The sequence below is a fragment of the Spirosoma liriopis genome (assembly GCF_023196085.1).
Lineage (GTDB): Bacteria > Bacteroidota > Bacteroidia > Cytophagales > Spirosomataceae > Spirosoma > Spirosoma oryzicola.
The window spans coordinates 63,329-80,409 of sequence record NZ_JALPRF010000005.1; the positions used below are offsets into that span (position 1 = coordinate 63,329).

The following is a 17,081-nucleotide window of genomic DNA, read 5'->3' on the forward strand; positions in this document are numbered from 1 at the left end:
TCTGTGTCAAAGCAGTAAGTGTACATGTATATGCCTAGGCTATCCATCATTACCATAAACTATAACAATACGGTTGGTTTAGCAAAAACGATTGAAAGTGTGATCACGCAAACGTCAACAGATTATGAATACATTGTCATTGACGGAGGGTCAAGAGATGGTAGCCTCGACATAATAAAAAAGTACGAAAAGAGCTTAAGTTATTGGGTATCTGAGCCGGATCGCGGTATTTATCACGCTATGAACAAAGGGATAAGGCAGGCGACGGGCGATTATTGCCAGTTTTTGAACTCAGGCGATTATTTGATTACTCCTGAGGTAACTGAACGCATGTTGACGGATATGCCCAGCGATTGCAGCATTGTGTACGGTAATGAAATTAGAGACATTGGTAACAAATGGGTAGTTAAAAAAAGCTACGCCGGTCGGCCAATTACGTTTCTGGACCTGTACCGAGGCACAATTTTTCACGGCTCAGCTTACATCAAACGATCGCTCTTTGATAAGTATGGTCTATATGACGAGTCGTTTAAGATAGTCTCTGACTGGAAGTTCTACCTCGTTGCCGTTGGATTGCAAAATGAACAGGTAGCTTACTGCAATATCGATTTAGTTTGGTTCGACAATACAGGCATTAGTACCTTAAACCAAGCGCTGGATCAATACGAAAGAGCTGCTGTGCTAAAGCAAGAATTACCTCAACGCATTCTGGCTGATTACGAGCGTTTTGCTACGGATAGTATTATTTTAGGCCGTCTAAAAGCCAATCGGTTCACCTGGTTTTTGGTTGTCAATCTGTACAGAGTCCTGTTCTGGACTGATAAGCTGTTCGCCTAATAAGCTTAGCTAGTAACCGCTGGATGAAAAACAAAAATCGTTGACTAAAGTCAACGTCGCTTATGCCAACCGACTGCTAAATGTTGTTTCAAAAGTTAGGCTTGTTTTGGCGGATGCACACTTAAGCTTGAAACACCTTGCAACAGTGAAAAAAAGCTAAATGCAGAGCCTATGTTCTCGGTTGTCATTCCACTTTACAATAAAGCCGACTACATTGAAAAGGCTGTGGTGTCTGTATTACAACAGACTTACTCAACTTTCGAGCTAATTATCATCAACGATGGATCTACTGATGACAGTTGGCAACGAGTGGCTCGCTATAATGACGCTAGAATTCAGCTCATTGACCAACCAAACGCAGGTGTATCTGTGACTCGCAACCGGGGTGTTTTGGTCGCTAGCTTTGAGTATGTAGCTTTTCTGGATGCTGATGATTGGTGGGAGCCAACCTTTCTGGAGCAAATGGCACAACTGATTCAGAAATACAACGAGGCTATTCTGTTTGGATGCAATTACTACTATGTCAAACACGGCAGATGCAAAGTTGAGCCGAAGGGCTTAACCGAAACATTTAGGGATGGCTATATAGACTATATCTCGACGTATAGTTCGCAGTTTTGCGTATTGCTTAATTGTTCATTTGTGGTCGTTCAAAAGCAGGCTTTTCTAGTCGTTGGTGGCTTCAAACCTAACCTCCGGTTTAGCGAAGATTTCGATCTGTGGATACGCCTGGCTTTAGTTGGGAAAGTGGCTTATCTGAACACGCCTTTGGCTTACTCCAATCAAGACGTTATTGCCCAAAGCCGCGCCATTGGGGGGTACAAGTTGTATCATCCGGATGCTCATTTTATTTTCAATGCCGATTACCTAAAAGCTGCCGAGCAGCAATCAGTAGCGTTGAAACGGTTGCTCGACGGTCTGCGGGTTCGTACACTACTGCCGTATTATTTAGCCAATAAATACAAATCGGAAGTACAGGCGATTTTGGCGAAGGTCGACTTTCCTCAGCAACCTGTTTATTACCGGTGGACCTATCAAACCCCAAGACTATTATTGCAACTCTATTTCAGGCTAATGAAAATAGGAGCTCGAAGCAAACAGAAACTTGTGCGATTGGGCCGTCGTATTCCTACAACCCCGTAAATTTCTTTTCATGCCGCGTGTTTATATCGATCCGAGAGCTAACATCGAGTACAGCGCCTTTTACATCAAAGGGTTGTACGATCTGTTTGGTCGAACGAATGTACGTTTTAACCAGCACTATTTTTCCGAATTGCCCGACGATTCAAATCTGAACTTCGTGGTTCAGCAGGACAATATCATTATCCGCTACACAATCGACTACAATGATGTTTCGGCCATCAGCCAGGTTGCTTACTGCTGGTGCGACTGTTACGGGAAGATAAATCTGCGGGCGGGTTTGTTCGAGGACGATCAGCAGAAAATAGTTAATATTCCACCAAGCTTTGGTATTCGAATATGGGCTCTAATTCCTACGCTGTGGTTATGCTTTGTCAATATGCTTCGTACCGGTCTTTATTCGAAGCGGTTTGTATCAGGTTACGCTAAACAAATCAGGCATTTACCGATCACAGAGTACAGTCCAGGTGAAGTGAAACCGGACTACGCTTTTTCGTTCAATACGTTGTGGAATAGTGATGAGTGGATCAGGAACGACGAGACTGTAAACCAAAAACGCTACAATTTCTACAAGGTTGTCACGCAGCAATCGGGGTTAAACAATGAGGTTGGTTTTATCTACAGCACGAAGCGAAACTTGAATCCGCTCTTTCAGTCTTTTGTAACGGACAAATGGTTGCCTAAAACAGAGTACTTAGCGAAAACAAAGCAGTCGGTGCTTGTTTTTAATACGCCTGCCTGGGATCTATGTCATGGCTGGAAACTCGCTGAATACCTAGCGCTAGGCAAAGCCATCATAACAACGCCATTGGTCAACGAATTGCCCTTTGAATTGATTAATGGTAAGCATGTTCATTTTGTTTTGGGCTCAGAAGGTGAAATTCGGCAGGCTGTAGAGCACGTGCTTTCCGACACAACCTACCGAGAATCGCTCGAACAGGGGGCTCGGCAGTATTACCTCGATTACGTTCAGCCAAGAGCTGTTCTACAGCGCCTGCTGACAAAACACTTGGTTGTCGTTTGAGTAACCGAATCTCTCCGTTAATACACGTGTATAAAGTAATTCAGTATGGCGTCTATCCGCAAAGCTACGACCTGATTAAAGGGGGTATGGAAGCGTCGGTTTATGGGCTGACCAAGGCACTAACGCAACAGCCAAACGTACACGTAAAAGTAATTACCTATCCTGATCAACAATACCTGGTGTTTGAACGTGATTATTCGACGGCTAACCTTGAGGTGGTACGACTCCCTAACCGCTACGCTTATACAGTACTTTCGGTATTATCGGTTGGTACGTTGATTCGCGAAATCAGAAATTATGGACCGGATATGTGCCACCTGCACGGTACGACACTGCTGGTTTTTCTGATATCAATATATCTCCGATTGTCGGGGTGTAACTACGTGGTAACAGTGCATGGTATAGCCAATGTAGAATACCAGAAAGCCTATGAACGCAACCGGCGTAAAACCTTTTTAGTGAAGCAATGGCTTTACGGTTTTATTGAATGGCTACTTATCAACAATACAGCGAAGATAGTTGTCGACACCGATTACGTCAAAGAATGGGTACAACGACACCGGCTGCTGCCTTGTCGACAGTTGATGGTTGTTCCGCAAGGAATTGACGAACGCTATTACCAGCCGTCAATAGGCAAGCAGGAGCAACACCTTGTTTCTATTGGGTCCATCTCGGAACGCAAAGGATTTGAGTATACCATTCGTGCGTTTGGGCAGGTGCGGACATCCCTGCCCGGTCAGCATCTGTATATCATTGGCTTTCGAAACGATGAAGCGTACTATCAGAAGTTGATCCGCTTGATTGAAACATTGGCGCTACAGGATTGCGTACACGTTATTACCGATGCGAGCCAGGACCAGCTTTTGGCCTATCTGCAACAGGCTGCCCTTTTTATTTTGCATTCGCACGAAGAGTCGCAGGGTATTGTGTTTTGTGAAGCAATGGCACTCGGTAAGCCCATTGTAGCGACCAACGTAGGGGGTATTCCGTACGTAGTGAACCATGGTCTTAATGGGTTCCTAACGACCTATGGTGATGTTGATACCTTCGCTCGTAGTATTGTACAGATACTAATCGACAAACCGCTTCACGATTACTTTAGTCAAAACAATTTGATTCAGGCGGAGCAGTACCGCTGGAGTCATATAGCAGCAATACTCATCAACTTGTACAAAAGCTGAAGGATACAATTAACGCTCTACTTTTTGTTTATTTCCATGCGAGCTCCAGCAGCGTTACTTGGCTACCTACCTCGATTTTTTACGCAAAAAAGCATTACGGCTTTTTTTACCGCTTTTCTGCTTTGTTCAGCTTTCTTTTTTAGTCGATTATTACCACCCTTGTGGATTTTGTTCGGGTTTGCGGAGGTTTACTGCTTTTTCTTTTTTCTTCATAAACTGACCCGGCGATGGAGCCATGTTTCGAACGCCGTTTTTGAAAAAAAACTCTTCCGGACTTCGCTTTGGATTCGGATTGTCTGGGTTGTTTTCAGTTACGTTTTCTATACCACTATGTTGGGCGAACCGTTTGAGTTCGAAGCCGGCGATGCAAAGGGGTATCACGGGGAAGCGCTCTGGTTACTCGGTCTTATTAAGGATAACAAATGGAGTCAATACGTGTCGTATATCGGTAAGAATTACTCGGATATGGGTTATCCGATGTATTTGGGCCTTGTCTATTACATAGCAGGCGAAAACCTGCTGATTCCCCGTCTACTAAAAGCAGTGATCGGCAGTTTTGGGGCGCTCATTACCTACAAACTCGCTCGGAATAACTTTGGTGAAGCGACCGGACGAATGGCTGGTATCATGACCATGCTTGTTCCCAATCTGATTTACTATACCGGCTTGCACCTGAAAGAAACGGAAATGGTTTTTGTGGTAGTAAGCTTTATTTATTTGGGGGATCGGGTCATTCGATCGCGCCGATTGAGACTTGCTGATTTTGCCCTGCTCAGCTTGCTCGCTATCGTCTTGTTTTTCTTCCGAACAGTATTGGCGGCCTGCCTGATCGCTTCAATGTTCATAGCGGCTGTATTTACATCAAGCCGAATTTCGGGATTAGCCAAACGGATCGGATTAGTGCTTATCCTGTTAACCGGAATTATCCTCTTGGCAACCACACCGTTAGCGGACAATGTAAACGAATACCTGGCGAATAGTAGCAATAACGTTTCGAGCCAGATGCGTAATTTTTCTGCCCACAGAGCGAAAGGGGAAAATAATAAACTGGCCGTTTATGGCTCCACCAGTGTATTTCTGCCGCTGATGCTTATGGCTCCCTTTCCCACGTTAGTCAACATTGCTGAGCAGCAGAGTGCCATGATGCTGGCCGGCGCTTACTTCACCCGAAATGTGTATGCTTTCTTTGTTTTCGTAGCGCTCATTACTTTGTTCAAGCAAAGAAAACTACGCGAACATGTACTGTTACTGGCGTTCATTACTTCGTATATTCTCATACTAGCCTCAAGTGGTTTTGCGCTGTCGGAGCGGTTTCATCTGCCTCTGCTGCCGTTTCTGCTAACGTTTGCTGCCTATGGTATTTCACAGATGAACCAGAGAAACAAAAAATATTACCAGCCCTACTTAGTATTTATCGTTCTGCTGATTGTTGGTTGGAACTGGTTCAAAATAGCCGGACGGTCATAGCTATGCGTATTCTTGTTGTGTGCAGCGGCAACGCACTGAATTTCAATTTTGAGAAACATCAGGCGTTCATTTACGACCAGGTGGAAGCGCTGAAACAGGTGAACGATACGCTCCAGTTCGATTATTTTTTTATCAAAGGGAAAGGCCTGACGGGCTACCTGTCGTGCCTGAACGCCCTGGAACAACAGCTTGATAGTCAAATGTATCACTGCATCCATGCTCACGTAGCGGTGGCGGGTTTATTAGCTAACCTCCAACGAAAGGTGCCGGTTGTGACCACATTTCATGGATCAGACATCGTCGTACCCGTGTTGCGTGGAGTGTCCTCATTAGTCGATTGGTTAAGCCACCGAACGATCTATATTACGCAGCCACTGGTTGAGAAGGCCATTTTTACGGATCATCGTAAACGAGTTGTCGTTCCGTGCGGGGTCGATTTCGAACTATTCAGGCCACGACCCAAGCAACAGAGCCGTCAGCATATGGGTCTTTTGCCGCATAAACGCTACGTGCTATTTTCGTCGAACTTTGCTACAGCAGTCAAAAATTATCCATTGGCGAAACAGGCAATTGGCTTGCTCCATGATGATAGCGTCGAGTTACTAGAGCTGAAAAATTATAGCCGACAGGAAGTAGCCATCCTAATGACGGCTGTCGATGCGGCTCTGATGACCTCATTTTGGGAAGGATCACCGCAGTTTGTAAAAGAAGCCTTGGCCTGTAACTGTCCCGTTGTATCAACCGATGTGGGAGATGTCCGTACTGTTATTCAGTCAATTCAAGGCTGTTATATCACTACCTACGATCCTGTCGATGTGGCCGATAAACTGCGGCTAGTGCTGAACAATCCGCAGCCTATTAAGGCACGAGAACATATACCGCAGTTCGATAGCCGACTCATCGCGCAACAAATCAATGCTGTTTACCAGCAACTGTAATTGCTCACTCAGGTCGCTTCAGAAGGTCTTGATTAATGAAACAGGTAACAATACACCGAATATCTCGTACAGAACAGCCTACAATTCATTCACTTTATAGATAACTATTTATAATGGACTCCTTCTTTCTCAAGCATCTTATCGACGTTGATAAGGCGAACGAAGAAAGCATTCTTGATGCTTTAGACAAGCATGGTATTATAACGTTCAATGGCATTTTTGAGATAGATTGTTTTCTGGATCTTTGTAGTAAAATAGGTCCTCTTTTTAATCATCCCGACGCCGACGTAAACGGTCTGACCCAGATTACGCATAAAGTAGATGGCATCGATAGACCTGGCGTACCCGGTCTCACCGACAAAAATCTGGTGCCTCATACAGATCGGGCAACGGTAGCTGATCCTCCGTTTTATACGTCTCTGCTTTGTATAAAAACCGCTGCGCATGGTGGCGATACGATTCTGGCGGATGGTAAAGAGATATATGATGTAATGAAAAACCGTTTTCCTTCAGAATTAAGTTTGCTGGAACAGCCGGACGGAGCGATTTTTGGTAGGGGCAGTCACCAATATAGCTCGGCTATCTTTAATAGCCAGGGTTCTGCCAGTAAGTACATACGGTTCCGCTATGACGACATAGCCTATTTTTCAGCAGAAATAATTCAGGCGTTGAGCGTGTTCTTAACACTAGTTTATCAGTGCCAACATGTTTTCAAGTTAGATAATGGTCAAGGATATATTGTGCAAAACGGTAGATGGCTGCACGGAAGACATTCGTTTGAAGGCGATCGACTAATGAACAGAGCGTTAATTGATTCCAAATTTGGTACAATGAATTTTGGATTTAGCGTGTCTTAGTCGCTAAAACAAATACGCTCTTTCCCTTTATAACATTCATAAAGCGTAGCAATGAGTCCGTCCGATCTGATTGTGATTGTTGATTACGGCATGGGTAACTTGCGGTCGGTACAGAAAACGTTTGATCGGCTCAAGGCTAATGTCCGCATTTCGTCGGACCCTAACGTACTGGCTCGAGCTGATAAACTCGTACTACCCGGCGTGGGTCATTTTGCCAATGGCGTTCGCAAATTAAAAGAGTTGGGGCTATGGAATGCGTTGAATCACAAAGTGATTATCGAGCGCACGCCTATTCTGGGTATTTGTCTTGGCATGCAGCTGATGGCTCGCTGGAGCGAAGAAGGTGACGTTGAGGGGCTCGGGTGGTTTGATGCTGACGTTAGGCGATTTGCTGTTAGTAACTGCCTGACCTACAAAGTGCCGCATATGGGTTGGAACACAGCCGAGACGGCGAAAACATCGGGTCTGTTCGCGAATATGTCGCCGGAAGCCATGTTTTATTTTGTCCATTCGTACCACGTGGTTTGTCGGCAACCGCAGGATGCACTGGCGCTAACCACCTATGATTACGCGTTTGCATCGGCCATCCAGAAAGAGAACATCTACGGTACACAATTCCATCCAGAAAAAAGTCACGACTGGGGCGAACAACTAATCGCAAATTTTCTGAATGTTTAGGCCCCGTGTTATACCGCTGTTGTTGCTGCGAAATAAAGGTTTGGTCAAGTCGATGAAGTTTCGCGATTATACTTACGTCGGTGACCCAATCAATGCCGTTAAGATTTTTAACGACCTGCGCGCCGATGAGTTAGTGTTGGTCGATATTCTGGCGACGAAAGAAAATCGCGTCATCGATCTGGATTTTGTGCGGCAAGTGGGTGATGAAGCGAATATGCCGTTTGCGGTGGGCGGAGGTATTCAGACCATTCAACAAATCAAAGAGTTGATTAACGCTGGCGCCGAAAAAGTAGTGCTGAACACATACGCATTACAAAACCCCGCTTTCGTGAAAGCCGCTGCCGATGAGTTTGGCAGTTCGACTATCGTGGTGGCTATCGACGTAAAGAAAAATTTCTGGCGAAAAGCGCAGGTATACACAGCAGGTGGCAGCCGGGCAACTGGTCATGATCCGGTAGCGTGGGCACAGCAGATGGAAGCCAATGGCGCGGGTGAATTGCTGGTAACATCCATTGAGCATGACGGTATGATGCAGGGATATGACCTGACCCTGACGCGTACCATAGCTGCTGCCGTGAGCATTCCGGTTGTAGCCGCTGGCGGGGCCGGGCAATTAGCTGATTTTAAATTGGCTGTCGAGGAAGCCCATGCGTCAGCCGTAGCGGCTGGGTCATTGTTTGTCTATCATGGTCCTCGCAAAGCTGTTCTGGTGAATTACCCGAAAAACGACGAATTAGTAAATCTTTTCAATCTGGCATGAAAATCTGTACCAAAGGCGTTTGGGATGAAACAATTCCGGGTATCACGTTTGATGAGAACGGCGTATCAAACTTTTGCAAATTGCAGGAAACCATGATGGATACCTATCCACGTGGTGAAAAGGGTTTGGCTACGTGGAATGCGTTCGTTACGGCAATCAAAAAGGCTGGACATAACCAACGCTACAATTGTGTGGTAGGCGTGAGTGGGGGCGTAGATAGTTCATATCTTCTGCACACTGCTATTCAGTACGGCTTGCGCCCTCTGGCCGTTAATCTCGATAACGGATTTAGCAGTGAAATCGCGGTTCAGAATATCTATAAAGTGACGTCGGCGCTGGGTATCGACCTCGAAACCTACGTGATCGACTACGCAGAAATTCAGGATCTTCTACGGTCATATATGAAAGCCGGTATTCCCTGGATTGATGCGCCTACTGATCTGGCTATTAAAGCCTGCATGTATAAAGTAGCGCAGGCTGAAGGTATTCAATATATTTTGCGGGGAAACGATTTTCGGTCCGAAGGCAAACAACCCAAAGAGTGGACTTACGCTGACGACCGGCAGTTACGTTATATTCACAAGCGGTATGGGTCAGGCGTGCCACTAAAAACGTACCCGATGCTGACACTACCCCGTATGGCTTATTCGGGACTGATCAAAGGTGTTAAAGATGTTCGCCCATACTACTATCTGGATTACAAAAAGCAGGATGCCCGGCAGTTGATGATGGAACTGTACGATTGGAAAGACTACGGAGGCCATCATCACGAAAACCTGTTTACAAAATTCGCCATGGCTTATTGGCTGCCGCGTAAGTTTGGCATCGACAAACGAAAGATTAACTTGTCGGCACAGGTGCTCAGCAACGCTATCACACGTGACGAGGCACTAGCGCAGTTGAATAAGCCGTTTGCACCGGATCATGAACTGGAAGCAACCCGCGCCTACGTGCAGAAAAAACTGTCGCTAACCGATGACGCTTTCGGAAAGATCTGGTCAGCAGTGGCTAGAAATACGTTCGATTATCCGTCGAATTACAGTCTGATTGTCAAGCTTGCCAGTGGCTTAAGACCACTTGTTCGCCGATTGTATGCGTTCACACCGATGACTGTAATGGCTAATGAAGCACTGGGTTCATCCCGTCAATCATGAAATTTCTTTTCTACTTTGGCCATCCGGCTCAGTACCTCGCCATGCGCGAAACCATCCGCAGTTTACTGGCCAAGAATGAAAATCAGGTGACCGTGCTAATTAGAAGTAAGGATGTACTGGAGACACTCATTCAGAAAGACGGTATTCCCCACCGCAACATTCTGCCTGTCGAGCGTGGCCACTCCAGGCTAGCGATGCTGATTAGTTTGTTGAAGCGCATGGCCATCATGCTGCCCGTGCTGATCAGAAGTAAACCTGACTTACTGATTGGAACTGATGCCGCCATCGCTCAGCTTGGCCGACTGCTTCGCATCAACCGGATTACTATTGTTGAAGACGATTATGGAGTTATCAAAAAATTAGCCGATCTGACTTATCCGTTTACCCAAACAATCCTGTGCCCGGAAATCTGCGAGGTAGGCAACTGGGGGGCAAAGAAATTTGGTTACCGAGGCTATATGAAACTGGGCTATTTGCACCCAACTGTATTCAGTCCCGACGCTTCTGTCCTGGCCACGTACTCGCTTACAAAAAAATACGTACTTATCCGACTTTCCCGCTTGGCGGCCCACCATGATATTGGTATGCGGGGAATTGATCAACGGTTGCTTGATGAAATCATTCACGAAATTATGAATCGCTATGGCTACCAAGTCTGGATCAGTGCAGAAGGCAAGCTTGCGGAAATGTATAAAGCCTATCAATTGCCGATCCATCCATCTGATATGCACCATGTCCTGGCCTACGCAACGTTGCTGATATCAGACAGTCAGAGTATGAGCGTCGAAGCGGCAATGCTAGGCATACCGTCAATACGGTACAGCGGTTTTACAAGCAAAATATCCATATTAAGCGAACTGGAACATCGCTACGGATTAACGTTTGGGATTACAACCGGACAACCTGATCTGTTGTTGTCAAAACTCTATGATTTGCTGACAACCAATAATTTAGGGGAAGTCTTTCAGGAAAAGCGGCAGAAGATGCTTGCCGATCAGATTGACGTCAGTGCATTCCTGACATCGTTTTTTCAGAATTATCCGGCTAGTAAGCAGGGTAAGTACGAAGCATCATCAACGCCTGAATAACAAAGCGCGACGAACCGCTTTCGTCCACTACCGTATGTATCAGTATAGTCTGCTACGCAAGTTAACCCCGACAGACGAACAGGCTATAACTCAGTTTTTACTGACCTGTCCCGGCTTTCATTATTTTCAGTCTCCGGTTTTTTTCAATGTATGCCGGTCCTCAGAACGGTCAGAACCTTTTTACGTGATTGCCAGACAGGGAAACGAAATGGTGGGTGTTTTGCTTGCGTATCGACAATTGCAGCTTGGTCTGCCGGTTGTTCGTTTTCTGAGCAGCCGTAACCTAATCATTGGTGGTCCAGTGGTTGCTGACAACAGTGCAGTGATTACAGAGGGTTTGCTGAATGCTTACCGGACGTACGGATTAAAGAGCCTGTATACCCAGGTGCGTAATTTTCAGGATACTAATTCCGTGCAGTCTGTGTTTGAAGAGGCTGGGTTTCACTATGATGATCACTTAAATATTTTAGTTGATCTGACGTACCCGCAAGATGAGCTTTGGAAACAGGTGCATACCAAACGGCGCAACGAAATCCGACGGGCCGAAAAAGAAGGTTGTACGGTTGTACTGAATAAAAATCCGGAAGCGCTGACCGAATGCTACGCAATACTCACCGAAGTGTACCAACGGGCAAAACTACCGTTGCCCAATTACAGCCATTTTGACGCTATCTGGCAGCATACAACCGATCAGATAGGACTTCGCCTTTTCACGGCGATGTGGGAAGGGCAGATCATCGGGTGCGTCCTCTGTCTGGCTTGTGGCGACACGCTATACGATTACTACGCCGGAGCCTACAGCCGCTATTACAATAAATATCCGAATGACCTATTACCCTGGGCAGTATTCATGTGGGGAAAAGAAAACGGTTTTTCCTGGTTCGACTTCGGGGGAGCTGGCAAGCCCGATGTGCCCTATGGTGTGCGGGACTACAAAAAGAAATTTGGCGGCAGCTTCGTCAATCATGGTCGGTATGAGAAAAACCATTACCCTGCTTTGCTCGCAGTGGCGAACAAATTATTTACACTTTGGAGAGTAGTGAAACGATGATCCCGCGATTTAATTATTCGTATTCAGTAGGTGATTTCTGGAATGCACTTCAATCGCTAATCGACAAGCAGCCTACAAATTATGAAACTATAAGCGCGTTATTTCCGCAAGCGACGCTTCATTTCGTTAGTCAGGCACGTGTGGGTATTTTTCTGGCGCTCAAAGCGTTTGATCTTGTACCGGGAGCCCGTGTAGGTGTGCAGCCGTATACCTGCTCATCGGTGCTGTCGGCCATTGTTGCGGCTGGATATAAACCCTTATTTATCGATATTGACGAACAACTGACTATCGATACGAACGATCTACAATGTAAACAAGTAGAGTTGGATGCACTGATCGTAACGCATACGTTTGGGAAACCCGCTAACATCCATCAGATCAGACAAATTGTAGGAAACCTGCCTGTCATTGAAGATTGTGCTCACGCGTTCTTAAGTTACTACGATGGTACGCCTGTCGGAAATTTTTTCGATTGCGCCGTTTTCTCGTTTGGTGATGGCAAGTTTCCGTCGTTCGGAAGTGGAGCATTGCTGGTCGTAAATAATCCCGTCTACGGCAGACGTATTGCGGAGATGGTGAGCGAACTAGCTGAGCCCGGTCTGCTGAGCGAATTGGCTTTAATTGGCAAACGAATCTTAAAAGCTGCGGTCCATTCCCGAATGGGTGGTATTCTTCAGAAATGGTTAGTGAGCGAAACGATTGTCAGTAAGCGAAACAGTGCTGTTTCAGCCTTTCCTGATCGTTTCAAAAAAGCTCACCGTAGCGTAGCATCTGGGTTGCCAACTTACATCAGTCGGATTGTCGAACGTGCGGCAACGCAGCGCGAAAACGCCCGGCTCCTGATCGATCACAACCGATCAAGTTTTACCGTACTAAACAAATCAGCGCAGGAAAATGCATATGTTGTAGTCCTGCTGTTTAAAAACCGCAACGACCTATATAATTACTTGCGGGAAAAGGGCATTGGTGGTGCCAAACACTTTCAGCACGCCAAAATCTGGACTCGGGAATTTGGCTATCAATCTGGTCAATGCCCGCAGTTTGAACAACTTGTTGACAACCTATTGACCATACCGTGTCACTATGGCTTAACGCAGCGCGATTTAGAAATCATTAACCAAAGCCTGCACCATTTTACGCGGCATCCACTACCCACCCATGAAGAAAGTTTTAGTTGACATCAATCATCCGGCTCATGTACACCTGTTTAAGCATCTTATAAAAGAGCTTAAAAGTAGGGGATACAAAGTCATTGTCACGTCAAAAAACGTTGAATCAATTACAAAGCTGCTGGATCTGTACCATATTCCCTACATCAGCACGGGCCGCAAGAAAGATCACCTGTTGTGGAAATACGTCTATGAGTTTTTTCACCTGCTGAAAGTGCTTGGCATTGTGCTTGGCCGACGAATCGATTACGGTATCGGTATATCGATGGTATTGCCTGTCGTATCGAAGCTAACCGTCATGAAGTCGTTTGCGCTCGACGACGACGATCTGTTAGCTACGCCTATCTTTGGTAAGTTCACGTCATACGCCAATGTCATCCTCACTCCCAGCGCGCTGGCTCACGAAGACCGAGGAAAACAACGCATCTCTCATCCGAGCTATCACGAACTGGCGTACCTACATCCCAATCGATTCAGACCTGATCCTGACGTTTTGACCGAACTAGGGTTAACGCCTGGTGACGCCTACTTTGTGTTACGATTCAATGCGTTCAAAGCCCACCACGACGGCGGGGCGAAAGGCTTGACTCTTGACCAGAAAATTGAACTGGTTGACTTTCTGAAACGATTCGGTCGGGTTTTTATCACCACAGAACGAACCACTGAGCCGGAGCTGGCCCTGTATCAATTGCCCATTTCACCCGAGAAAATACACACCCTTCTTTACTACGCAACGCTTTTTGTTGGCGATAGCCAGACTATGACTACGGAAGCGGCTTTGCTGGGTACACCGGCCATAAAACTCAATACGTTTGCCGGTCAACTGTCAATTCCAAACGAAATCGAGCAAAAATACCAACTCTGTTATTCCTTCCAGCCTGACAACTTTCCGGCTATGATGCATACGGTCAAGGAACTGGCTATCAACAGTGATAGTAAAGCGGTGTGGCAGGATCGTAAAGAAAGTATGCTGGCCGATAAAGTTGACTTAACCTCTTTTTTAACAGCACTGATCTTAAACTATCCACAAAGTGTAGCCGAAGCCAAAGCGGAAGTTGCTTATCGGTGAGCCAATCAGCATACCAACAGCGATGGACTTTACAATCCGCATGTACACCGAACTGCTTCAGGCCATGCAGGCTGCTGGCTATAGCTTTTCAACGCTCGAAGGCTTTTTACGCAATCCTACACCCAATACGCTCATTCTTCGGCATGATGTAGACGCCATGCCCCAAAACTCACTAGCGTTCGCCCAGATTCAGCACAGCCAGAACATTCGGGGTGTGTATTATTTTCGGGCAACTTCCGGCAGCTGGAATGACCGAATTATTCGGCAGATTGCTGATATGGGACACGAGGTAGGTTACCACTATGAGTGCCTGACTACCTGTAAGGGCAACAAAGAATTAGCTATTCTGGATTTCAAGAAAAATTTGACAGCCTTACGCAGACTGGCCCCAGTGTCCACTATATGCATGCATGGAAGTCCGATGTCGAAGTATGATTCCAAAGATCTTTGGAAAACCTATTCATACAGCGACTTCGATATAGTGGGCGAACCGTATCTGGACGTTGACTTCTCGAAGGTTGCCTATCTGACCGATACGGGTAGACGATGGGATGGTCACAAGGTAAGCGTCCGGGACAAAGTAGATGCGGGTTTTAATCATCCGTTCAGAAGCACCGCCGATCTGATTGCTGGACTAAAAAACAAACAGCTCTCAAGTCAGGTCATGTTTACGTTTCATCCGCAGCGCTGGAATAACAATCCCATTTATTGGTTGCAGGAACTGGTTTTTCAAAAGACCAAAAATGTAGTCAAGCAATACTTCTACGTAAAATAACCTATCCTCGCGTTTTGGGAATCAAATTAATAACAATTATTGGAGCCAGGCCGCAGATTATTAAGGCATCAGCTCTCAGCCGCGCTATTCGGACGCGTTTTGCCCATCAGATTACTGAAGTTCTGGTTCATACCGGTCAGCATTACGACGAAAATATGTCGGGCGTTTTCTTCGACGAACTTGCTATCCCACAGCCAACCTACAACCTGGGTGTTGGTTCAGGCAATCATGGCGAGCAAACTGGCCGGATGATCAAGGGTATTGAAGAAATTGTACTTACTGAACGTCCCGATTTTATCGTATTATACGGCGATACAAATTCGACGTTAGCTGGTGCCATTGCAGCCTCTAAGGTGTACGTTCCCATTGTACACATCGAAGCAGGACTCCGGTCGTACAACAAAACCATGCCCGAAGAGATTAATCGCGTTCTTACCGATCATGTGTCTACCTACCTCTTTTCGCCAACGCAAACCGGTGTAAATAATCTGATTCGGGAAGGATTTAGGACGGATAATCAGCCGCCTTACACCATCGATAATCCTGGGGTGTTTAATGTGGGCGACATCATGTACGACAACACACTTTATTTTGCTGGCCTGGCTAAACAGAAAACGTATATACTGGAGCGTTTGGGTGTTCAGCCGGAAACGTATGTGCTCGTAACGCTCCATCGAAATGCTAATACCGACGATGCTAGTCGATTAAATTCAATTTTTGATGCCCTGCTGATACTGGTTGAGAAGTATCGTATCAATCTGGTTATGCCGTTGCATCCGCGTACGCTGAAACAGATGAGTGCCCTGCTATCACCCGAACTGCATCAGTCGATAAGTACCCATCCTGCTATACAACTGTGTCCACCGGTATCGTACCTGGAAATGATTGTACTCGAACAGCATGCCAAACTAATTATTACCGATTCAGGGGGTGTTCAGAAGGAAGCCTACTTCTTCAAAAAACCGTGTATCATTTTACGGGCAGAAACAGAGTGGGTTGAAATAGTGGATCAGGGGGCTGCGGTGCTTTGTGACGCCGATCCAAATCAGATTTTACAGGCTTTTCAATTCTTTGAAGGGCCTACTAGCATCACTTTCAACCCAATTTATGGGGAGGGCGATGCGGCTGCGCAGCTTTTAAATCTATTAATTCTATAGGCCCTACCACCTTTAGATAAATTGGCAAGCTATTAGGGCTTAGTTCTACTCCTTCTACAGAAAAGTGAAGTCTAAAAAATAAAACGAGTGATACTCTTTATCCAAAAACGCGCATGGCATGGTTTGTTCTTTACACGAAATCAAAATCAGAAAAATTAGTCGCAAAAGGCTTACGGCAACTTGGGCTGGAAGTATACTGCCCGCTCCGAATAACGAAACGGCGTTGGTCGGATCGAATAAAAACAGTCGAGGAGCCACTGTTTCGCTCGTATTGCTTTGTCAATCTGGAGGAGCGCCAGCGTTCGCTGGTTTTTGGTGTACCTGGGGTAGTTAATTACCTGTACTGGTTGAAAAAACCGGCTATTGTCAAACAGCACGAAATTGATCAAATAAAAAATATGCTGAACGACTTTGAACATGACGCGCTCGAAGTAATTGATTTCAAACCAGCTGATCGACTCAAAATTACGTCGGGGGTCTTCATGGACCAAGAAGGCGAAATGGTTTCCCAACAGGGAAAAACAATTGTTGTGCAACTCGAGTCAATGGGCCTATGTATCTCGATTGATAGTAGCAAAACCAAAATCGAGAAGGTAGGCGCTTTCGGTACAATAATTAACTAGTGATCGGGATCAAAGGCGATACACAAACCGAAGTTTATAGGCCAGCGAACGTTATGCATCTGTAGGCTTATTAGTCACCAATTAGCCGGTAACAAATGGAGCCTATTACTAGT

General features: G+C 45.9%; 17 protein-coding genes. All 17 read left to right on the forward strand.

The window, feature by feature from the left end; all coding sequences use genetic code 11:
• Positions 1-30 precede the first annotated feature (30 nt).
• The 17 genes from M0L20_RS23715 (at position 31) to M0L20_RS23795 (ending at position 16,968) form a co-directional block, all read left to right on the forward strand.
• Positions 31-837: a glycosyltransferase family 2 protein gene (locus tag M0L20_RS23715; RefSeq protein ID WP_248479515.1), complete on the forward strand. Its 807-nt coding sequence runs from the start codon at positions 31-33 to the stop codon at positions 835-837.
• 171 nt (positions 838-1,008) lie between these two features.
• Positions 1,009-1,980 carry a glycosyltransferase family 2 protein gene (locus M0L20_RS23720; protein WP_248479517.1) on the forward strand — a complete coding sequence of 324 codons (972 nt, stop codon included), beginning with the start codon at positions 1,009-1,011 and terminating at the stop codon, positions 1,978-1,980.
• A 10-nt stretch (positions 1,981-1,990) separates the two neighbouring features.
• On the forward strand, positions 1,991-3,001 hold the full coding sequence (locus tag M0L20_RS23725) for a glycosyltransferase (protein ID WP_248479519.1): 1,011 nt from the start codon (positions 1,991-1,993) through the stop codon (positions 2,999-3,001).
• Positions 3,002-3,027: 26 nt separating this feature from the next.
• Complete coding sequence (locus tag M0L20_RS23730; protein ID WP_248479521.1) at positions 3,028-4,182, forward strand: glycosyltransferase family 4 protein; 1,155 nt, start codon at positions 3,028-3,030, stop codon at positions 4,180-4,182.
• Positions 4,183-4,218: 36 nt separating this feature from the next.
• On the forward strand, positions 4,219-5,649 hold the full coding sequence (locus M0L20_RS23735) for a glycosyltransferase family protein (protein WP_248479523.1): 1,431 nt from the start codon (positions 4,219-4,221) through the stop codon (positions 5,647-5,649).
• Positions 5,650-5,651: 2 nt separating this feature from the next.
• Complete coding sequence (locus M0L20_RS23740; protein WP_232563197.1) at positions 5,652-6,587, forward strand: glycosyltransferase; 936 nt, start codon at positions 5,652-5,654, stop codon at positions 6,585-6,587.
• Positions 6,588-6,700: 113 nt separating this feature from the next.
• Complete coding sequence (locus M0L20_RS23745) at positions 6,701-7,444, forward strand: TauD/TfdA family dioxygenase (RefSeq protein ID WP_232563196.1); 744 nt, start codon at positions 6,701-6,703, stop codon at positions 7,442-7,444.
• A gap of 51 nt (positions 7,445-7,495) precedes the next feature.
• Positions 7,496-8,122: an imidazole glycerol phosphate synthase subunit HisH gene (gene hisH, locus M0L20_RS23750; protein WP_232563195.1), complete on the forward strand. Its 627-nt coding sequence runs from the start codon at positions 7,496-7,498 to the stop codon at positions 8,120-8,122.
• Positions 8,115-8,882 carry an AglZ/HisF2 family acetamidino modification protein gene (locus M0L20_RS23755; RefSeq protein WP_262924003.1) on the forward strand — a complete coding sequence of 256 codons (768 nt, stop codon included), beginning with the start codon at positions 8,115-8,117 and terminating at the stop codon, positions 8,880-8,882. Before hisH ends, M0L20_RS23755 begins: the two co-directional genes overlap by 8 nt.
• Positions 8,879-10,036 carry an N-acetyl sugar amidotransferase gene (locus M0L20_RS23760; protein ID WP_232563193.1) on the forward strand — a complete coding sequence of 386 codons (1,158 nt, stop codon included), beginning with the start codon at positions 8,879-8,881 and terminating at the stop codon, positions 10,034-10,036. Before M0L20_RS23755 ends, M0L20_RS23760 begins: the two co-directional genes overlap by 4 nt.
• Positions 10,033-11,124 (forward strand): hypothetical protein, encoded by a 1,092-nt coding sequence (locus M0L20_RS23765; RefSeq protein WP_248479524.1) that lies wholly within the window; start codon positions 10,033-10,035, stop codon positions 11,122-11,124. The genes M0L20_RS23760 and M0L20_RS23765 overlap by 4 nt, the downstream gene beginning before the upstream one ends.
• A 34-nt stretch (positions 11,125-11,158) precedes the next feature.
• The gene (locus M0L20_RS23770) at positions 11,159-12,175 is read left to right on the forward strand and encodes a lipid II:glycine glycyltransferase FemX (protein WP_248479525.1); all 1,017 of its coding nucleotides are present in this window, start codon (positions 11,159-11,161) and stop codon (positions 12,173-12,175) included.
• Positions 12,172-13,353: a DegT/DnrJ/EryC1/StrS family aminotransferase gene (locus M0L20_RS23775; RefSeq protein WP_248479526.1), complete on the forward strand. Its 1,182-nt coding sequence runs from the start codon at positions 12,172-12,174 to the stop codon at positions 13,351-13,353. Before M0L20_RS23770 ends, M0L20_RS23775 begins: the two co-directional genes overlap by 4 nt.
• Positions 13,334-14,413 carry a DUF354 domain-containing protein gene (locus M0L20_RS23780; protein ID WP_248479527.1) on the forward strand — a complete coding sequence of 360 codons (1,080 nt, stop codon included), beginning with the start codon at positions 13,334-13,336 and terminating at the stop codon, positions 14,411-14,413. The genes M0L20_RS23775 and M0L20_RS23780 overlap by 20 nt, the downstream gene beginning before the upstream one ends.
• Before the next feature lie 22 nt (positions 14,414-14,435).
• Positions 14,436-15,188 carry a hypothetical protein gene (locus M0L20_RS23785; protein WP_248479528.1) on the forward strand — a complete coding sequence of 251 codons (753 nt, stop codon included), beginning with the start codon at positions 14,436-14,438 and terminating at the stop codon, positions 15,186-15,188.
• A gap of 14 nt (positions 15,189-15,202) precedes the next feature.
• On the forward strand, positions 15,203-16,345 hold the full coding sequence (gene wecB / locus M0L20_RS23790) for a non-hydrolyzing UDP-N-acetylglucosamine 2-epimerase (protein ID WP_248479529.1): 1,143 nt from the start codon (positions 15,203-15,205) through the stop codon (positions 16,343-16,345).
• A 113-nt stretch (positions 16,346-16,458) separates the two neighbouring features.
• Positions 16,459-16,968 carry a UpxY family transcription antiterminator gene (locus tag M0L20_RS23795; RefSeq protein WP_232563187.1) on the forward strand — a complete coding sequence of 170 codons (510 nt, stop codon included), beginning with the start codon at positions 16,459-16,461 and terminating at the stop codon, positions 16,966-16,968.
• Positions 16,969-17,081 lie beyond the last annotated feature (113 nt).

Excerpts from the sequence above, each read along its gene's own strand:
- M0L20_RS23715 (WP_248479515.1), top strand. The coding sequence starts at position 31 with ATGCCTAGGCTATCCATCATTACCATAAACTATAACAATACGGTTGGT.
- M0L20_RS23720 (WP_248479517.1), top strand. The coding sequence starts at position 1,009 with ATGTTCTCGGTTGTCATTCCACTTTACAATAAAGCCGACTACATTGAA.
- M0L20_RS23725 (WP_248479519.1), top strand. The coding sequence starts at position 1,991 with ATGCCGCGTGTTTATATCGATCCGAGAGCTAACATCGAGTACAGCGCC.
- M0L20_RS23735 (WP_248479523.1), top strand. The coding sequence starts at position 4,219 with ATGCGAGCTCCAGCAGCGTTACTTGGCTACCTACCTCGATTTTTTACG.
- M0L20_RS23740 (WP_232563197.1), top strand. The coding sequence starts at position 5,652 with ATGCGTATTCTTGTTGTGTGCAGCGGCAACGCACTGAATTTCAATTTT.
- M0L20_RS23745 (WP_232563196.1), top strand. The coding sequence starts at position 6,701 with ATGGACTCCTTCTTTCTCAAGCATCTTATCGACGTTGATAAGGCGAAC.
- hisH (WP_232563195.1), top strand. The coding sequence starts at position 7,496 with ATGAGTCCGTCCGATCTGATTGTGATTGTTGATTACGGCATGGGTAAC.
- M0L20_RS23755 (WP_262924003.1), top strand. The coding sequence starts at position 8,115 with ATGTTTAGGCCCCGTGTTATACCGCTGTTGTTGCTGCGAAATAAAGGT.
- M0L20_RS23760 (WP_232563193.1), top strand. The coding sequence starts at position 8,879 with ATGAAAATCTGTACCAAAGGCGTTTGGGATGAAACAATTCCGGGTATC.
- M0L20_RS23765 (WP_248479524.1), top strand. The coding sequence starts at position 10,033 with ATGAAATTTCTTTTCTACTTTGGCCATCCGGCTCAGTACCTCGCCATG.
- M0L20_RS23770 (WP_248479525.1), top strand. The coding sequence starts at position 11,159 with ATGTATCAGTATAGTCTGCTACGCAAGTTAACCCCGACAGACGAACAG.
- M0L20_RS23775 (WP_248479526.1), top strand. The coding sequence starts at position 12,172 with ATGATCCCGCGATTTAATTATTCGTATTCAGTAGGTGATTTCTGGAAT.
- M0L20_RS23780 (WP_248479527.1), top strand. The coding sequence starts at position 13,334 with ATGAAGAAAGTTTTAGTTGACATCAATCATCCGGCTCATGTACACCTG.
- M0L20_RS23785 (WP_248479528.1), top strand. The coding sequence starts at position 14,436 with ATGGACTTTACAATCCGCATGTACACCGAACTGCTTCAGGCCATGCAG.
- M0L20_RS23795 (WP_232563187.1), top strand. The coding sequence starts at position 16,459 with ATGGCATGGTTTGTTCTTTACACGAAATCAAAATCAGAAAAATTAGTC.